This window comes from Dongia sp. (genome assembly GCF_041906375.1).
In the GTDB taxonomy this organism is placed as follows: Bacteria; Pseudomonadota; Alphaproteobacteria; order Dongiales; family Dongiaceae; genus Dongia.
This window is the reverse complement of sequence record NZ_JAYRJJ010000003.1, coordinates 253,253-268,964: the sequence shown is the minus strand read 5'-3', so window position 1 is coordinate 268,964 and position 15,712 is coordinate 253,253. Positions and strand designations below refer to the sequence as shown.

Genomic DNA, 15,712 nt, shown 5'->3' with positions numbered 1-15,712 from the left:
CTCCAGTAACTTAGCCAGAAGGACTCAGTGACGAAGCGCAAGGAAATCGAACTCGGCCTGATCAGCCTGCTGCCCCGGCTGCGCCGCTTCGCTATTGGCTTGAGCGGTTCGTCCGATGAAGGGGACGATCTGGTGCAGGCGGCGTGCCTGAAGGCGCTGGAGCGACACAGCCAATGGCAACCCGATTCCCGCCTCGACAGCTGGATCTACAAGATCATCATGAATACCTGGATCGACCGCCGCCGATCCGCGGTTCAGCGGCTCTCCGTGCCTGGAGAGGGACTGTGGGACCAGATTCCCGGAGCTCCGCTGGTGGCGGAATTGGAGGCGCGGCAGGATCTGAAGCGGACCTGGGAAGCCATCAAGCTCCTGCCGGAGGAGCAGCGGCAGGTATTGCTGTTGGTCACTGTCGAAGGCTTTGGCTACCAGGAAGCCGCGGACATGCTGAATATTCCGATCGGCACCGTCATGAGCCGCCTGGCCAGGGCGCGATTGGCCCTTGCCAAGCAGATCCGCGACACTGGCGGCACGGAATAGAAGTCCCCTTCACTCGTTAGGTATTTCGATGACAGAAATTCGGCAACCGATTGGTGAAGAAATGATTATCCGCGTGATGCAGTATTGCGACGGCACGCTTCCTGCTGAGGAAGCCGAGCTTGTCGCTCGTCAGATTGCGGCCGATCCGGCCTTGCGGGCCCTGGCGGAAGACTTCCGGACCTCGGCCGACGCCGCGCGCGATACCATGGCCGCGTTCGATAATCGGCCGGTCCCCTTTGCCATGGCGCGCGCCATCGCCACGGCGCCGCAGGCCAAAGCCAGGTCGACATCGCCCCGTCCCAGCTTCATTCACAGTCAGGTTGCTGCCGCCTTGTTCGGCCTGCTCCTGGGTGCCGGCATTCTGGGAATCTGGTCCGCCAGCCAGCGCGCCGATGATGGCTTGCGCCTGGCTGGCGCCAAGAGCGATGGCGGTGACATGGCCGAAGAAGCACTTACCGTCGACGCCGCTCATGCCGCGGCTTTCCGCACCGCATTGCTGTCGGCTTTGAACGACGGGCCCGAGGCGCCGGCACGCGCCGTCGAGTTCGGCGACCAAACTTCGGGCCAGGGACAGGTAAAAGTGTTAAACTGGTTTAAGTTAGCGTCAGGAACATCCTGCGCAGAATTTGAGCAGGCCGAGAATGGCACCACCACCGGCAGCGGTGTCGCTTGCCGCCGTGAAGATGGTGGATGGGAAGTGATCGTTCTGCCCCGCACTGCGCCCTGACCGCAGACGCGGATCGGTCCGGAGATTAAAACGGAAATGAGCCAGCGCCGCTTTGCCACGGCCAGTGTGATCCTTGCCTTTGCCGCCGCGCTGCAATTCGGCTTCGCGGCGCCGTCCCTGTTTGATGCCGGTCATGCCTGGGCCAAGAGCGACAATGGCAAAGGTGGCGGTAATGGCGGCGGGAACGGTGGTGGCAACGGCGGCGGGAATGGGGGCGGCAACGGCGGCGGGAATGGTGGCGGGAACGGTGGTGGCAACGGGGGCGGAAACGGCGGCGGAAATGGCGGCGGCAACGGAAACGGTGCTGGCAACAGTGGCGGCAATGGCAGCACCAATGCCAATCCGGCCTCGACGCAGAAGAGCAATAACGGCAAGAAATCGGTGGCCGGGTTTGGCGGCACGGTAGCGGCCGCGACGACCGACGTGCCGGCGGCATCCAACACGGCGGCAAGCGGCAATGGCGAGCTCAATCGGGCGATGGCCCACGAGATTGTCGTCGCCAATGCGGGCGATGCATTGCCTGAGTTTGCCGCGAGCAACGGGTTCGGTGTGCTGTCGCAGCAGAAGTTGGGTGCACTTGGCCTTTCGGTGACGCGGCTTTCGCCGCCGGCAACCATGTCGCTGGCCGAAGCGCGCGCGCGCCTGGCGTCTGCCTTTCCCGGTGCATCGATCGATTTCAACCATGTGTACAAGCCACAAGCCAGCATGACGCTGCCGGCACCGGACTTTGCGCGCAAGCTCATTGGCTGGAACCCCGCGCTGCCGGAATGCGGTACCGAGCCGGTGCAGATCGGCATGCTGGACACCGTGGCGGACACGAAGGCGCCGATCCTTTCTGGCGCTAGCATCACACAACAGGTCTTTCTTGATTCGCCGGACAGCCTGCTTGCCATGCCGGACCATGGCAGCATCGTCGCGGCGATCCTGGCCGGACAACAGAATTTCGGCCTGCTGCCGCGCGCTGCGCTGTCGATTGCAGGCATTTTCACGCTGGATGAAGATGGCGCGCCGATCGCAAGTGCTACCGCCTTTGTCTCCGGTCTCGACTGGTTGGCCGGACAGGGCATCAAGACGATCAACACGAGCCTCAGTGGCCCCAACAACGCGCTGATGGAATTGGCGGTGGATGCTGCCGCCCGACAGGGCATACGCATTGTCGCCGCCGTCGGCAATGATGGCTTTGCCGATGTTGCACGCTATCCGGCGGCCTTCCCGGGCGTCATCGGCGTCACGGCGGTCGACGCTGACAAGCATGCGTTTGCCAAAGCCAACAAGGGAACATTCGTGGCCTTTGCCGCACCAGGCGTCGACCTGTGGCTGCCGGCGCCGATGGGGTCCAAGAATGGCGGCGGCAACGGTACCTATGTGAGCGGCACATCCTTCGCCGCGCCCTTTGTCGCGGCGGCTTTGGCCGCGAATGGCAACGATCTCGACAGCCTGACCAACGCCGCCATCGATCTCGGCCCCGAAGGCCGGGATGCGACATTCGGCTATGGTTTGGTCCAGGCCTCGAAGACCTGCCCGGCTGCCATCAAATAGTCTTTGGATGCTCGCCATACGCCATGATCGGGCCGATATGATTGGGGCGCCCCACATGATGGGGCGCCCCATTTTCACATCACTTTGTGGATGCGGTCTGGATCAGGAAGGATCCTGTTCGTCAGGCGTATCGTAGCCGTTGATCTCATTCACCTTCTCCGCCAGCTTCTCGGCGAAGCTCGGCGCCGGCTCGGCTTCAGTGCCTTCGGGCGTTTCGGCGCTGCCGTCATCCTGCGCTTCGACAGGGTCGGTCAGCTCCGAATAGTCTTCGCCATAGGTGTCAGCCAGCTTGTTGACGATCTTTTCGACGATTTCCGGCGTCATCGGCTTATTGCTGGCGGCCGCAAGCACCTCGGCGAGGTCATCCAGGTCGACATCGGTTTCTTCACCTTCCTCAGGCGTGGCTTGCTGGTCGACAAAGTCATTCAGCAGGTCGTGGAAGGTATGGCTGATGCTGCCGGGTGCCGAGTTCGGTGAGGCGTTGGCGAGCCCCGTGGCTGAAGCATGGAAGAAGCCGTTTAGTTTGCCGAGGGCGCTGGGCGTAATTTCCGGATCGGTCTCGTCGCCGTCCTCGTCCGACGCTTGCGCACCCTTGGAGCCATGCGCGGCATCGGCCTTGTTCGAGCCGCCCTGCCCCCCACCATTGCCGCCGCCATGGTCACCGCCTTTGCCGCCGCCATGGTCACCGCCATTGCCACCGCCATGGTCACCGCTGTTGCCACCGCCATTGCCACCGCCGTTCTTCGCGAAGGCAAAATTGTCGAAAGGCAATGCCGTAGACGACACGGCGGCGAACGCCATCGTCCCGCTGATGAAGAGAACATGCAGCAACGATCGGTCTCGCAATTTCATGGTCGTACTCCTTCGGGTTCAGTCAAAACCGCGCTGGGACGCGCAGCTTCCGCACCCCGAACAAACGGGCCAAGAAATGCCGTTATTCCGGCCTGTAGGCAGAAACCACCGTGAATCACAGGAATGTCCCCCTCGGGACATTTCTGTTCCCGACCGGCTGCAAACCTGGCCGGGATTATTTGTTGTTCTTGCCCTTCCCGCCGCCGGGATTGTCGGGGTCGTGCTTGTCGGCATTGTCGCCATGACCAGAATTGCCGTCACCATCGACGCCCCCACCACCTCCACCACCACCTCCACCACTGCTTCCGCCGCCACTACCACTGCCGCCGCTGCCACCGCTACCCCCGCCGGAGCCGTCATTACCGTCATTGCCATCGGCGGCAGAATCCGTGTTGCCACCGCCGTCGCTGGGCGCCTCGCCGGCCTTCCTGTCTTTCAAAGAGTCGGGGTCATATGAGCCTGGCGCTGCCGGCGGCCCGCCGGCGGCAGTCGCAAAATCGCCGATCTGGCCCACTTCCGGCGGCTGGTCGATCTGATCGATAAGGACGCTCTGCCCTTCGATCGCCTCAACCTGAGCATCATGCTTTATCGCTTTGGCGGTCACCTTGCCGGACAGAACATCGATGACGGTCGCACCATTGGCGCCGACCGATACGACGATGTCGGTGCCTCTGATGCCCACCGTCGCCACCGGCGTCGAGAATTCGACACCCGTATCGTCAATGCTTTCGTCGCCCGTCGTATATCTGGCGATACCGGCGGGAATCGAAATGGCAGCCGCCGATTTGAGGGCGTTCGGATCGAAGACATAGGAATCGAGAACCAGATCGCTATCTGCTTCCAGCCGCAAAGTGGCACCGTCCGGAAAGCTCATTTCGATAGCGGAATCCGATTCTGTCCGAATGGCTTCGTCTGCCAGCAGCTTGTCGCCGACCGTGGCCGGCACCTCGGCGCCGCCGGGCGGCGTGTGAAAGGCGCTCTTGATGACATCCACCACGTCGGCGATCGGAATCGCTTCGGTCGACGCGAGTGCCAGGGCTGACACGGAAATGAGCGCAGCTATCCCCAGCCCGGGGGCGATAATGTTCCTCATGTCCTACCCCTCTCAAGATCGCCGGATTGGCCGGGAATTTATTGCTGCAGCGCACAAGCTGCGATGGCTCAAACTGCGACTGGACGAATACGTTTAGCCGCGGCGCTTATTCCACCGCGCCGGATTCAGAATGGTCACCGGGACGCACAGCTTGCTTTGACAAGCCGTGTGCCGCGACCTAGCGTCGGGATCAGCAATGGCGCCACGTCACACATGATGTATCTCGTTCAGCGCGGGCTACCGGCCCTGGTGCTTCTTTGCGCGCTCCTTCTGCGCATCCATGACCCGGTCTTCCTTTCCGAGATCAGGCTGCGCATGTTCGACGTGTTCCAGCGCATCGAACCGCGCACCTATGTCGAGACGCCGGTCCGGGTCATTGATATCGACGACACAACCTTGCAGCGTTATGGCCAGTGGCCCTGGCCGCGCAGCCTGACGGCGGATCTGATCGAGCGGTTGGCCAAGGCCGGCGCCAGCGCCATCGCAGTCGATATCGTCTTTGCCGAACCGGACCGCACGGGGCCGAAGCTGGCGACGGATGGTTGGGGCCTGAGTGACTCAGATCCCCTGTCGCAATCGATCCTGGCCCGCGTCGCCGACCCCGACGCGATCCTCGCCAAGGTGATCAAGTCGACACCCACGGTACTGGGCTTCATTCTCGCCAACGGACCCACGCCGACAGCGATGCCAAAGCGCAAGGGCGGTATGGCGACGCTCGGTGCCGATGCCGGCCGCGACCCGCGAAATTTCGTGCGCAAGTTCAACGCATCGATCGCCAGCCTGGCCTCGCTGCAGGCCAGCGCCAAGGGCCAGGGCAGCATCAATGTCTTTACCGAAGGCGATGCGATCGTCCGGCAACTGCCCTTGCTGCTCAATGGCGGCGGCACGCTCTATTCGAGCCTGGTGGGCGAGACGCTGCGCGTGTCGCAGAAGGCCTCGACCGTCGTCGTCAAATCGTCCGGGTCCGAAGGGTATCAGGCCTGGTGGCAGAAGCTCACCAGCAGCCTCGGCCTGCCCAGCAGCCTGATCGAAGTCGAGGGCATCGCCGAGATCAAGATCGGCAAGCTCGCGCCGCTCACCGACGAGCGCGGCCAGATATGGCTTTACGACAGCGGCCGCGTTCCACAGCGTACCATCCCGGCATGGCGCATCCTCTCCGGCGAGAAGATCGACCTCACCGGCGGCGTCCTCTTCATCGGCACCAGCGCGCCGGGTCTCCTGGATCTACGCGCGACGCCCAACAGCCCGTTGACGCCGGGCGTTGAAATCCATGCACAGATCGCCGAGCAGATACTGACCGGCGTTTCACTCAACCGGCCCTATTGGACGATCTTGCCCGAGCTCGGCTTTCTGATTGTGCTGGGCAGCGCCATGATCGCCTTGTTGCCGCGTGCCGGGCCGATCGGCTGCGCGCTTCTGGGCGCCTGTGCGATGGCAATCGCCATCGGTGCTGCCTGGTATGCCTTCACGGAGCGAGGCCAGCTGTTTGACCCGGTCTATCCCGGTCTATCCGTGCTGCTCGTGTTCATCACGGGGGCGATGTCGTCCTATTTCCGCTCCGACATCGAACGGCGCACGATCCGCGCGGCCTTCAGCCACTACCTCGCGCCGGAAATGGTCGAGCAGCTCGCGGCCGAACCGGAACGGCTGCGCCTCGGCGGCGAAATGCGGCCGGTGACGATTCTCTTCTGCGACATTCGCGATTTTACCAGCATCTCGGAACGCAACACGCCGGAAGCGCTGACCCAGTTGCTCAACCGTTTTCTGACACCGATGACGGATGCCGTCCTCAAACATGGCGGCACGATCGACAAGTATATCGGCGACAGCATCATGGCATTCTGGAACGCGCCGCTCGACGACGACACCCATGCACAGAATGCCTGCCTGGCGGCATTGGAAATGCGCCGGCGCCTGGCGCAGCTCAACCTGGAACTGGAGCTTGAGGCGGAAGCCCATGGCAGGAACTTCCAGCCCCTGCGCATGGGTGTCGGCATCAATTCCGGCGCCTGCCTGGTCGGCAATCTCGGCTCACAGCAACGCTTCAACTATTCGGTCATCGGCGATGACGTGAACGTCGCCTCGCGCATCGAGGGATTGTCCAAGCAATACGGCGTCGACATCCTCATCGGTGGCGCGACGCATGCTCTGGTGGCGAATTTCGCGGTGGTCCCGCTCGGCCGGGCGATCGTCAAAGGCAAGCAGGAAAGCACCGAAGTCCTGGCCCTGATCGGCGACAACCCCATCGCCGCCGACCCGTCCTTCCCCAGCCTGGCCGGCCAACTGACCGAATCAGTGACCGCGGCCGCGAACGGCAACTATGCCGAAGCCCTCCGCCACCTCAACGCATGCCGCGCCCTGCAACTGCACCCGGACCTCGCCCCCTTCTTCGACCACATGGACGCCTCCATCGCCCGCCGCGAGAAAGCGAGCGGCGGACAGGGGTGAAATGGATGAAGGCCCAGAGGGCTTGGAAGCGGTGTAGACCACTCTCGACGCCGGCAATACTACGCCGGAACGTTTAGAAAACTCGATTGTCCTTTGGCAATTTCGTCCCTGACTTGAGTTGGAGTAGCAATTAACGATTCATGGTTGTATAGTACTGTATATACGGCTCCATGTTCTGCGGAGAGTCGCTATGCTCGTACCCAGCTTCAGGCCTGCCATCGTATCCCTAGCACTCTCAGTTGCTTTCCTGGGCGGCTGTGCTCAAAAGCCGGTGGCATTGAAGACCGTCAAGAATGACGCAGGTCAGCAATACACAGTCTATGCAGTCGACGACTGGTCACATCCAGAGCAAGAGTCGGAGATGGAAGTCGCCGACAGCGTAATGCCGCTAACGAGTCTAGTTCCCGCTGATTTGGTGAACGCTCAATTTCGCGGACATGATCGCAAGATTGCGAAGACGTCGATCTCCGATGCAGATACCGAGGACTTTCAGTCCCTCAGTGCCTTTACGCGGAGTTTGCCCAGCGATGATGACATGCGCAATCACGATCCCGCGCTCGAAGAAGATGCGTCTTTCGACCGAGTGGAGGAAGAAAATCGGAACGTAAAGGTGGCAGCATATGTCTGTGCGATAAAATTCGAAACGGATAGCGATTGGCACATCATCGTCGCCGGCGACAAGAGATGTAATGGCCCGACCTTCTTCAATGTCGAGGTGAGCGGACTGCCAAAGAGGAACGCGGCCGACTACGCAACTTTACTTCAGGCAAGAAAAGATCTGGCCACGCTGCTCGCTGATGACCTCCCCGGCAGCGGAACCTATCGTAGATATGATCCGCCCCTGCACGTCCAAATAGAGGGATCGATCTTCTACGATATCGACCACGCTCCGGGGGTTGTCGGTCCCACGGGAATGCGCCCATCTACTGCGTGGGAAATCCACCCGGTGACTTCAATCGTGGCAATCGAATAGAGACAAGCGAAAGTAGGACGCCAGCAGACTGGGCACGAGGGTGCGATATTGTCTGACGTGCATTTCTGAACATTGCACCTGATTGGATATGAGCCCAATCCGATATCACAGAATAAATGCCACTGTGTGTCGCCTTGCATCAAAACTCGCAACCAAGGAAATCGAGAACATGGCGCTGGTTCAATATGTCATTGGGAAACACGAGGGCAGGTGGAAAATCAGTTATGAGGGCAAGCACCACGGCTCATACGACACTCAGCATGCCGCGACGCGCCAAGCGATCGACTGGGCGCAAGAAGTTGGGGGAAAAGGGCACAGTGCTTCCGTCCTGATTAAGGGCGAAGACGGTAGATTTCGAACCGAATGGACTTATGGCAAGGACCCCTATCCGCCGAAAGGCTAACCTCCCGGAACGCCTTTCTGATTTCGCTGTTGGTGATCACTTCTGCAAAGATCATGTCCAGTACGATTGAAGGTGCGATTTTTGCAGGCCCGATTAGATTGCCAGATAATTTGCCGCACCTCTGCGTTATATTTGTGGCGAATTGGTAGATAGGCACATGGACCTTTCCTGCATCTTCGAATGGCTCACTAGTCAAGCGTGGCAACTGCTAAACAGCAACTTTACTGCTGCGCTGGCCGGTGCATTGGCAGGTGTGTACGGAGCTGACTCCATTGCGAGACGCACCGCCAATCGAAGGGATATTGTGACCGAGGTGCGATGCGCGAATGCCGCTATCATGGTGTCACTTGGCATCACCAATACGTTTTGCGGCCTTAAGCAACAACACGTCCAAATAATGGCCGCAACTTTTCAAACCCAAAAGCAGGCACTCTTGCTGCACGCGCAGGAAAGGAAAGCCGGCCGGCAAAACGGGACTTTCCATTTTGATGCCGATTTCGAGAACTTGCCCGAACCGGTGGTGCCAATCGATCTGCTAAGTAACCTTGTGTTCGAGAAGCTATCCATTCAGCGGCGGCCACTTGCACTTACAATGGTTCTAGCCCAATCCGTGAAAGCGCTTGGCAGTTGCATAGGCGCTCGCAACGCTCTCATCCAAGATTTTAGAGCACGGTTCCCGAATGACCCCGATGCGCTTGCGCGCGCCTACTTCGGACTGCCGACTGTAGCAGGTCACTTAGATCGAAGGTACTCCGACACGCTCGCCGGCATCATTGCGCTCACGGATGATTGTATCTTCTTCAGCCACATGCTGGGATTGGACATCCAACAGCACGCGGCGCACATCGCGCCGGCAATAAAGCGGGCCCCGCCAAAAGTCGAAGCGACCGACTTTGACAAAGCGAAGCAAGCTGGCTTGATACCAGACCAAAGCAACTATCTCGACTGGGTCAACATGCCGACCGCAGATGCCAGCTGGCATGAGTAGCTGCCCGGAGGTCACCAAGGCGCGATTCGGCAACGCCAGAATTGGCCCGGACCTTTTAGCTAAGTGCTCGAAAGGGAAAATGGCGCACCCAGAAGGACTCGAACCTCCAACCTTCTGATTCGTAGTCAGATGCTCTATCCAATTGAGCTATGGGTGCGTCGGTTCGCGGTGGGTGAGTGCAATTTGCGTTGCATTCAGCCGAGTTGGATGTCTCGGCCCCCGAACGGTGGCGGAAACTAGCCAAAGCCGTGGACCATTGCAAGTTCTTTGGCGCGATTTGCTTAATGTTTTCCGGCGCGGGTCTATATCTTTGTTTTCGCTCGGAAAAGGTGCTGAAGAACCGGGCCCGGGAACCCACGGCACAGGATTGGACCGGGACGAAATCCGCCGGCTTCCCACGGTTTTCAGCGGGGTTCCCCGCGGTGTTCGCTGTGGCCTTCGCGCCACCCTGTGACCCTCATGGCACGCTCTGGCCCCCAAGACCCGACTTGGGCTGTTGATTCTTGTCCTGAAAGCTGCGAAGAACTGTTTTTGGGTAATGGGTTGAGCAAGGCAAGGGGGTATGGGACTTTGCTTTTGTTCGCAGTCTTTCGGGGTTCGGCAAGCATGAAGAAACATGTCTGGCTCGCGGCCGTGGCCGCCGCACCGCTTATCTTGGGCGGCTGCGAGTTTTTCAACAACGCCTTGGCACCGTCGGTTTCCGGCGCGCCGATCGGCGCCGACGTGCACAACACGGCATCGGTACCGTCCGGCCAGCCGACCGGCACGCTGGTGGGCACCCGGGTGATCGAGATCCGCAGCGATCTCAACCGCCTGCAGCAGGCCGTGCAGCAGCAGGCGCTGAAGCACCAGGAACTGCGCGCCAGTGCGGAACGCAATGCCGCCGGCTACCAGACCACGGTCGGCGCCATCAACGGCAAGCTGCAGATGGGCACCACCCCGGGCAACCCGGCTGTGACCGGCGCCTGGCAGCAGGCCCAGAACCAGCTCGACCAGATCGGCTCCGACCTCGACCAGATGAACCGTCTGTCGAATGACGTCGCCAACAACGCCGCCTTCTCGAGCTACCTGCTCGATTCGATCCGCGCCTCCTACACCGTTTCCGGCGCGGTCGACGAGGATCACCGGCAGCTCCGCATCCTTGAGGACCAGACGAATCAGACGACGGTCTCGATCGACCGCCTGCTGAACCAGCTGGCCGAAGATACCTCGCGCCAGACCAATTTCCTGGCCACCGAGCGCTCGAACCTCACCACGCTGGCCGCCGGCGTGAATACCGGCCAGGTCTATGGCACCACGCTCGCCAGCCGTTCCTATGCGCCGCCGGCCCAGCCGGCCCTGCCGCCGATGGCTGGCATGAGCACGGGCCGCCCGCTGGTGGTGATTCGCTTCGACCGGGCCAATGTGAACTACGAGCAGGCGCTCTATCAGGCGACCTCCAAGGCCCTGGAACTGCGCCCGAACGCCGCCTTCGACGTGGTCGGCGTCGCCCCGGCCATGGGCCAGCCGGCCCAGGTGGCGCTCAACAGCGATATCGCCCGCACGAACGCCAACAAGGTCTCGCGCTCGCTCCTGAATATGGGCCTGCCGCCGGATCGTGTCGGTATCGCCCAGGTGACCGACCCCAACGCGCAGGTCAACGAAGTCCACGTTTACGTGCGATGATAAGCCATTAGTCCTCTACACATAACCTCGAACCGGAAGCCGGCGCCCAGAAATGGGCGCCGGTTTTCATTTGGGAATCGATCTGCCCGCCCTTTTGCCGCGTAATAGGGGCGTGATGCCGGCTTCAGCCTGCGGGAGGTTCCCATGCGATGCGCCACCCTCGCCCTGTTCCTGCTCTTCCTGACCCCGGGCGTCCTCCGGGCCGAACCCAATGCCGCGGACAAGGCTGCCTTCCAGGAGATCATCGGCGCGCAGATATCCGCCTTCCGGGCCGATGACGGCGCCAAAGCCTTCGGCTTCGCCTCCCCCGCTCTACAGACCAAGTTCGGGTCACCGGGCGTCTTCATGGATATGGTCAAAAGCGGCTACGCGCCGGTCTACCGGCCCCGCTCGGTCGAGTTCCGCGCCGTCATCGACCATACCCGTGGCCCGGAGCAGCAGGTTTTTGTCATCGGGCCCGATGGCAGGGGCTATCTCGCACACTATATGTTCGAGCGGCAGCCTGATGGTTCCTGGCGCATCAGCGGCTGTTATCTGGAACGCGCCCAGGACGAAAGCGTTTGAATGCGCGTGCTGTTCTGGTCCCTCACCGCCCTCGTCTTCGTGCCCCTCGCGCTCAGCATCGCACGCGGCATGGCCTATGATGGGTCCTGGCGCGACGCCCCGCGCCATTCCGCGGGCCTGGCACCCGATCCCGCCGGCACACCGGAAGCGGTCGTGCAGATCTACACCGCACGCGCCTTCAGCTGGCGCGGTTACGTCGCAACCCATCCCTGGATCATCGTCAAGCGGTCGGGTGCTGCCCGCTTCACCCGCTATGAGGTTGTCGGCTGGGGCGGCGGACAGGCATTGAAAGTCGACTATGCACTGCCCGACGGCATGTGGTTCGGTGCCGAGCCCAGCATCATGGCGGAATATCGCGGTGCCGGCGTCGACCCGCTGATCGACCGCATCGAGGCGGCCGTCGCGACCTATCCCTTCAAGGACCAGTATCGCAGCTGGCCGGGGCCCAACAGCAACACCTTCCTTGCGCATGTGGCGCGCGAGGTGCCCGAACTGCGCCTCGACATTCCGGCCAATGCCATCGGCAAGGACTACCGCGCCTGGGATGCGCCGGTGGCGATGGCGCCGAGCGGCACCGGGGTGCAAGTGTCGCTGTTCGGTCTTACCGGCGTGACGCTGGGGATCGAGGAAGGAGTCGAGGTCAATGTCCTCGGACTGAATTTCGGACTCGATATCCTGCGCCCGGCATTGCGGGTGCCGGGTCTCGGCCGCATCGGCTTTCCCGAGGACGTGTCACGCCGGCCTGAAATGGCGATCGATTAGCCGCGCGGCGGCAGGGCCAGGCCGAGTTCCGCGCGCTTGGCCTTGGTGAGCTTCGCCGCAACCAGGCGATAGGCCGTCTCGATATAGGCCTTCAGATACTTGTCGCCGAGCGCCTTCGGCGTTTCGACCTGCACCCATTTGGCGCGGGCGAGATAGGGCGCTGGTATGATGCCCTTCTGCTGGCGCAGCAGGTCGTAGGACATGTCGCTGCATTTGAAGCTGATCTTCGGTCCCTCGCCGGGACCCCAATTCGAACAGACGGCGAAGATCTTGCCGCCGATCTTCCAGACGGAAGCGCCGCCCCATTGGATGACCTGGCTTGTCTTGGGAAGCGCGCTGCAGACCTTGTCGAACTCCTTGCGCGTCATCCCGTCCGCCCTGCCCCTCGTCAGATTTCGGTGTCAGATTTCGGCGTCAGATTTCGGTGCGCGCACCCAGCTCGATGATGCGCCCCACCGGAATGCGGAAATAGTCGGAAGCCGAGATTTCCGTGTCCGACAGCAGGATGAAGAGCCAGCGCCGCCAGCCCGACATGGCCGACTTGGCGCGCGGCACGATGCGCTCGCGGCCGATGAAATAGGAGACGTTCTCCGGGTCCATGTCGAGCCCATGCTTTGCCGCCATGCGCATGGCGGCCGGCAGATTGGGTTCATCGGCAAAGCCGTAATGCACCACGATGCGCCAGAAGCCGCGGCCGAGCTCGCGCACCTGGATGCGTTCCGCATCCGGCACGAAGGGTCGCGCTTCGGTAATCAGCGTCGTCATGACGATACGCTCATGCAGGATGCGATTGTGGCGCATGTTGTGCAGCAGCGCGAAGGGAACCCGGTCGAGCTGCGCGGTGAGGAACAGCGCCGTGCCCGGCACGCGGCTCAAGTGCCGCTCCGAGAGCGCGCCGAGGAATTCGTCTTCGGTCAAAGAGCCGGCGCCGTGACGCTTGGCCAGCAGGCCGCGCCCATCCATCCAGGTCGACAGGATGAAGATGATGATGGCGCCGATCAGCAGCGGGAACCAGCCGCCGTCGAGCACCTTGAGGAGGCTCGCCCCCAGCAGCGACGCTTCGACCAGCAGGATGAAGCCGCAGACGAGGATGGTACGCAGCGGACTCCAATGCCACAGCGAACGGAACACGAAGAAGGCGATGATCGTGTCGATGATCATGGTGCCGGTGACGGCGATGCCATAGGCGTTGGCCAGACCGCTCGACGATTTGAAGCCGATCACCAGCAGCAGCACGCAGATCATCAGCAGCCAGTTGATCTGCGGCACATAGATCTGGCCCTGGTGATGGGCCGAAGTATGCGTGATGAGGAGACGCGGGCAGACGCCCATGCGCATCGCCTGCCAGGAGAGCGAGAACGCGCCTGAAATCACTGCCTGCGAGGCGATGATCGTGGCCGCGGTGGCAAGGCCGATCAGGGGATAGAGGAACCAGTCCGGCGCCAGCAGATAGAAAGGATTGGCGACCGCCGCCGGATCGGCCAGCACCAGTGCGCCTTGGCCGAAATAGTTCAAGGTGAGACAGGGCAGCACGAAGACGAACCAGGAAGCCTGGATCGGCTTGCGCCCGAAATGCCCGAGATCGGCATAGAGCGCCTCGGCCCCCGTCACGGCCAGCAGCACGGCGCCCATCACGGGAAAGGCGATGCCGATATTGTGGAACAGAAAGGAGAGCGCATAGTGCGGCGAGAGCGCCTGCAGGATTTCCGGATGACCGATGATCTGCAGCAAGCCCAGAATGCCAAGGGTCGCGAACCAGATCATCATGACCGGGCCAAAGAAGGCGCCAACCGCGCCGGTGCCGCGGCTCTGAATGGCAAAGAGGCCGATCACGATGACGATCGTGATGGCGACGATCCAATCCTTGTCCAGATTCGGCTGCGCGATCTTGAGACCCTCGACCGCGGACAGAATCGAAATGGCCGGCGTGATCATGCCGTCGCCGTAGAAGAGCGCTGCGCCGACGATGCCGAGCGCCAGGAATTTCTCGCGCCGCCCCGGTTTGGTGGCGGAACGGATGGCAAGACCGATGAGGGCTAACAGGCCGCCCTGCCCCTGGTTGTCGGCGCGCAGGATCAGCAAGGCGTATTTCACGCTGACGATGATGGTGATCGTCCAGAAGATCAGCGACAGGATGCCGAAGACATGCCCAGGGTTCGCCATGACTTCGCCGGCGCCATGGAAGGCTTCGCGGAAGGTGTAGAGCGGCGACGTACCGATATCCCCGAACACGACGCCGAGCGCGCCGATGGCCAGCGGCGCCAGCGCACCTTGCGGGGTATGGTCGTTGCCCGGGGCCGTTGCCGGAACCTGGCTATCTGATGTCTGAGCTGATGTGGTCACTTGGTGTTGGTGGCATCCTGCGTCCGGCCGCTCGAGCGCTTGCCACCCCTACCGGCAGCTGGCGCGGACTCAAGATGAGTATCCATCCCTTGCTGAACTGGGCCTGTCCTGCCCGTGAAAGCGGCGCATCCTGTCATCGCCCTGCCCCTCACGCAATAGGGTTTTTGCACCGCAATAATCCCTCTTGACACCTGGCTGGACTCGGCATTAGAGGCGCGCCGGCAATCCGCAATTGCCGCTGTCGCCGGCATCGGCTAATGGTCAGAACGGCTTTGGAAACCATGCGTTCCACACATCCGGCCGACAGTCCGCTCAACCCGGGGGAAAAAGAAAATGTCCGATCCGCAAAAGACCTTTCCGGTATCCTGGGAAGAGCTGCATCGCAACGCCAAGGCATTGGCCTGGCGACTCATCGAGAAGGGTCCGTTCGAGGGCATCGTCGCCGTGACGCGCGGCGGCCTGGTGCCGGCCGCCATCATCGCCCGCGAGCTCGACGTGCGCCTCATCGACACCGTCTGCATGCAGAGTTATTCGGACGATCACGCCCAGGGCCAGATCAAGGTGCTGAAGGATTCACCCGGTGATGGCGCCGGCTGGCTCATCATCGACGACCTCGTCGATACCGGCCGCACCGCGCGCGTGGTGCGCGACATGCTGCCCAAGGCGCATTTCGCCACGATCTATGCCAAGCCCTCGGGTCGTCCGCTAGTCGATACCTTCGTCACCGAAGTCTCGCAGGACACCTGGATCTTCTTCCCCTGGGACATCGAGCCGCAATTCGTGCAGCCGATCGTCAAGCTGAAGCGTCCTTAATACAC

At 61.8% G+C, this 15,712-nt stretch carries 15 protein-coding genes and 1 tRNA gene; 11 read left to right on the top strand and 5 right to left on the bottom strand.

Features of this window, described 5'->3' with window-relative positions; all coding sequences use genetic code 11:
- Nucleotides 1-27 precede the first annotated feature (27 nt).
- The 3 genes from ACE3OA_RS12745 to ACE3OA_RS12735 all read left to right on the top strand — a co-directional run bounded on the left by ACE3OA_RS12745 (nucleotide 28) and on the right by ACE3OA_RS12735 (nucleotide 2,803).
- On the top strand, nucleotides 28-537 hold the full coding sequence (locus ACE3OA_RS12745; protein ID WP_374311191.1) for an RNA polymerase sigma factor: 510 nt from the start codon (nucleotides 28-30) through the stop codon (nucleotides 535-537).
- Between the two features lie 61 nt (nucleotides 538-598).
- Nucleotides 599-1,264 (top strand): anti-sigma factor, encoded by a 666-nt coding sequence (locus ACE3OA_RS12740; RefSeq protein WP_374311189.1) that lies wholly within the window; start codon nucleotides 599-601, stop codon nucleotides 1,262-1,264.
- Between the two features lie 36 nt (nucleotides 1,265-1,300).
- Nucleotides 1,301-2,803, top strand: coding sequence for a S8 family serine peptidase (locus tag ACE3OA_RS12735; RefSeq protein WP_374311187.1), 1,503 nt, complete (start codon nucleotides 1,301-1,303; stop codon nucleotides 2,801-2,803).
- A 102-nt stretch (nucleotides 2,804-2,905) separates the two neighbouring features.
- Here the strand turns inward: ACE3OA_RS12735 and ACE3OA_RS12730 are convergent, their stop codons facing one another.
- Together ACE3OA_RS12730 and ACE3OA_RS12725 are read right to left on the bottom strand one after the other, a co-directional pair.
- Nucleotides 2,906-3,655, bottom strand: a complete 750-nt coding sequence (locus tag ACE3OA_RS12730) for a hypothetical protein (RefSeq protein ID WP_374311185.1) — start codon at nucleotides 3,653-3,655, stop codon at nucleotides 2,906-2,908.
- 175 nt (nucleotides 3,656-3,830) lie between these two features.
- Nucleotides 3,831-4,748: a FecR domain-containing protein gene (locus ACE3OA_RS12725; protein WP_374311183.1), complete on the bottom strand. Its 918-nt coding sequence runs from the start codon at nucleotides 4,746-4,748 to the stop codon at nucleotides 3,831-3,833.
- 213 nt (nucleotides 4,749-4,961) lie between these two features.
- Between ACE3OA_RS12725 and ACE3OA_RS12720 the strand changes: the two genes are divergently transcribed.
- From ACE3OA_RS12720 to ACE3OA_RS12705, 4 genes are all read left to right on the top strand, one after another.
- Nucleotides 4,962-7,196 (top strand): CHASE2 domain-containing protein, encoded by a 2,235-nt coding sequence (locus tag ACE3OA_RS12720; RefSeq protein ID WP_374311181.1) that lies wholly within the window; start codon nucleotides 4,962-4,964, stop codon nucleotides 7,194-7,196.
- Nucleotides 7,197-7,386: 190 nt separating this feature from the next.
- On the top strand, nucleotides 7,387-8,169 hold the full coding sequence (locus ACE3OA_RS12715) for a hypothetical protein (RefSeq protein WP_374311179.1): 783 nt from the start codon (nucleotides 7,387-7,389) through the stop codon (nucleotides 8,167-8,169).
- A gap of 169 nt (nucleotides 8,170-8,338) precedes the next feature.
- The gene (locus ACE3OA_RS12710; RefSeq protein WP_374311177.1) at nucleotides 8,339-8,572 is read left to right on the top strand and encodes a DUF2188 domain-containing protein; all 234 of its coding nucleotides are present in this window, start codon (nucleotides 8,339-8,341) and stop codon (nucleotides 8,570-8,572) included.
- 157 nt (nucleotides 8,573-8,729) lie between these two features.
- Nucleotides 8,730-9,560: a hypothetical protein gene (locus ACE3OA_RS12705; protein WP_374311175.1), complete on the top strand. Its 831-nt coding sequence runs from the start codon at nucleotides 8,730-8,732 to the stop codon at nucleotides 9,558-9,560.
- Nucleotides 9,561-9,640: 80 nt separating this feature from the next.
- Here the strand turns inward: ACE3OA_RS12705 and ACE3OA_RS12700 are convergent.
- A tRNA-Arg gene (locus ACE3OA_RS12700) sits at nucleotides 9,641-9,717 on the bottom strand.
- Between the two features lie 449 nt (nucleotides 9,718-10,166).
- On the opposite strand from ACE3OA_RS12700, the gene ACE3OA_RS12695 reads away from it, so the two are divergent.
- The 3 genes from ACE3OA_RS12695 to ACE3OA_RS12685 all read left to right on the top strand — a co-directional run bounded on the left by ACE3OA_RS12695 (nucleotide 10,167) and on the right by ACE3OA_RS12685 (nucleotide 12,551).
- Nucleotides 10,167-11,225: a hypothetical protein gene (locus ACE3OA_RS12695; RefSeq protein ID WP_374311173.1), complete on the top strand. Its 1,059-nt coding sequence runs from the start codon at nucleotides 10,167-10,169 to the stop codon at nucleotides 11,223-11,225.
- Between the two features lie 144 nt (nucleotides 11,226-11,369).
- On the top strand, nucleotides 11,370-11,789 hold the full coding sequence (locus ACE3OA_RS12690; protein ID WP_374311171.1) for a DUF4864 domain-containing protein: 420 nt from the start codon (nucleotides 11,370-11,372) through the stop codon (nucleotides 11,787-11,789).
- Nucleotides 11,790-12,551, top strand: coding sequence for a DUF3750 domain-containing protein (locus tag ACE3OA_RS12685; RefSeq protein WP_374311169.1), 762 nt, complete (start codon nucleotides 11,790-11,792; stop codon nucleotides 12,549-12,551).
- On the opposite strand, the gene ACE3OA_RS12680 is transcribed toward ACE3OA_RS12685, so the two are convergent.
- Together ACE3OA_RS12680 and ACE3OA_RS12675 are read right to left on the bottom strand one after the other, a co-directional pair.
- On the bottom strand, nucleotides 12,548-12,919 hold the full coding sequence (locus tag ACE3OA_RS12680; RefSeq protein WP_374311167.1) for an MmcQ/YjbR family DNA-binding protein: 372 nt from the start codon (nucleotides 12,917-12,919) through the stop codon (nucleotides 12,548-12,550). The genes ACE3OA_RS12685 and ACE3OA_RS12680 overlap by 4 nt on opposite strands.
- A gap of 46 nt (nucleotides 12,920-12,965) precedes the next feature.
- Nucleotides 12,966-14,894 (bottom strand): potassium transporter Kup, encoded by a 1,929-nt coding sequence (locus ACE3OA_RS12675; RefSeq protein ID WP_374311165.1) that lies wholly within the window; start codon nucleotides 14,892-14,894, stop codon nucleotides 12,966-12,968.
- A gap of 333 nt (nucleotides 14,895-15,227) precedes the next feature.
- Here ACE3OA_RS12675 and gpt point away from each other — a divergent pair, with 333 nt between their 5' ends.
- Nucleotides 15,228-15,707, top strand: a complete 480-nt coding sequence (gpt, locus tag ACE3OA_RS12670; protein WP_374311163.1) for a xanthine phosphoribosyltransferase — start codon at nucleotides 15,228-15,230, stop codon at nucleotides 15,705-15,707.
- The last annotated feature ends 5 nt before the right edge of the window (nucleotides 15,708-15,712 follow it).

Bases quoted from the DNA above. Each gene is read 5' to 3' on its own strand.
- ACE3OA_RS12740 (WP_374311189.1), top strand. From the start codon at position 599: ATGATTATCCGCGTGATGCAGTATTGCGACGGCACGCTTCCTGCTGAG.
- ACE3OA_RS12735 (WP_374311187.1), top strand. From the start codon at position 1,301: ATGAGCCAGCGCCGCTTTGCCACGGCCAGTGTGATCCTTGCCTTTGCC.
- ACE3OA_RS12730 (WP_374311185.1), bottom strand. From the start codon at position 3,655: ATGAAATTGCGAGACCGATCGTTGCTGCATGTTCTCTTCATCAGCGGG.
- ACE3OA_RS12725 (WP_374311183.1), bottom strand. From the start codon at position 4,748: ATGAGGAACATTATCGCCCCCGGGCTGGGGATAGCTGCGCTCATTTCC.
- ACE3OA_RS12720 (WP_374311181.1), top strand. From the start codon at position 4,962: ATGATGTATCTCGTTCAGCGCGGGCTACCGGCCCTGGTGCTTCTTTGC.
- ACE3OA_RS12715 (WP_374311179.1), top strand. From the start codon at position 7,387: ATGCTCGTACCCAGCTTCAGGCCTGCCATCGTATCCCTAGCACTCTCA.
- ACE3OA_RS12710 (WP_374311177.1), top strand. From the start codon at position 8,339: ATGGCGCTGGTTCAATATGTCATTGGGAAACACGAGGGCAGGTGGAAA.
- ACE3OA_RS12705 (WP_374311175.1), top strand. From the start codon at position 8,730: ATGGACCTTTCCTGCATCTTCGAATGGCTCACTAGTCAAGCGTGGCAA.
- ACE3OA_RS12695 (WP_374311173.1), top strand. From the start codon at position 10,167: ATGAAGAAACATGTCTGGCTCGCGGCCGTGGCCGCCGCACCGCTTATC.
- ACE3OA_RS12690 (WP_374311171.1), top strand. From the start codon at position 11,370: ATGCGATGCGCCACCCTCGCCCTGTTCCTGCTCTTCCTGACCCCGGGC.
- ACE3OA_RS12685 (WP_374311169.1), top strand. From the start codon at position 11,790: ATGCGCGTGCTGTTCTGGTCCCTCACCGCCCTCGTCTTCGTGCCCCTC.
- ACE3OA_RS12680 (WP_374311167.1), bottom strand. From the start codon at position 12,919: ATGACGCGCAAGGAGTTCGACAAGGTCTGCAGCGCGCTTCCCAAGACA.
- gpt (WP_374311163.1), top strand. From the start codon at position 15,228: ATGTCCGATCCGCAAAAGACCTTTCCGGTATCCTGGGAAGAGCTGCAT.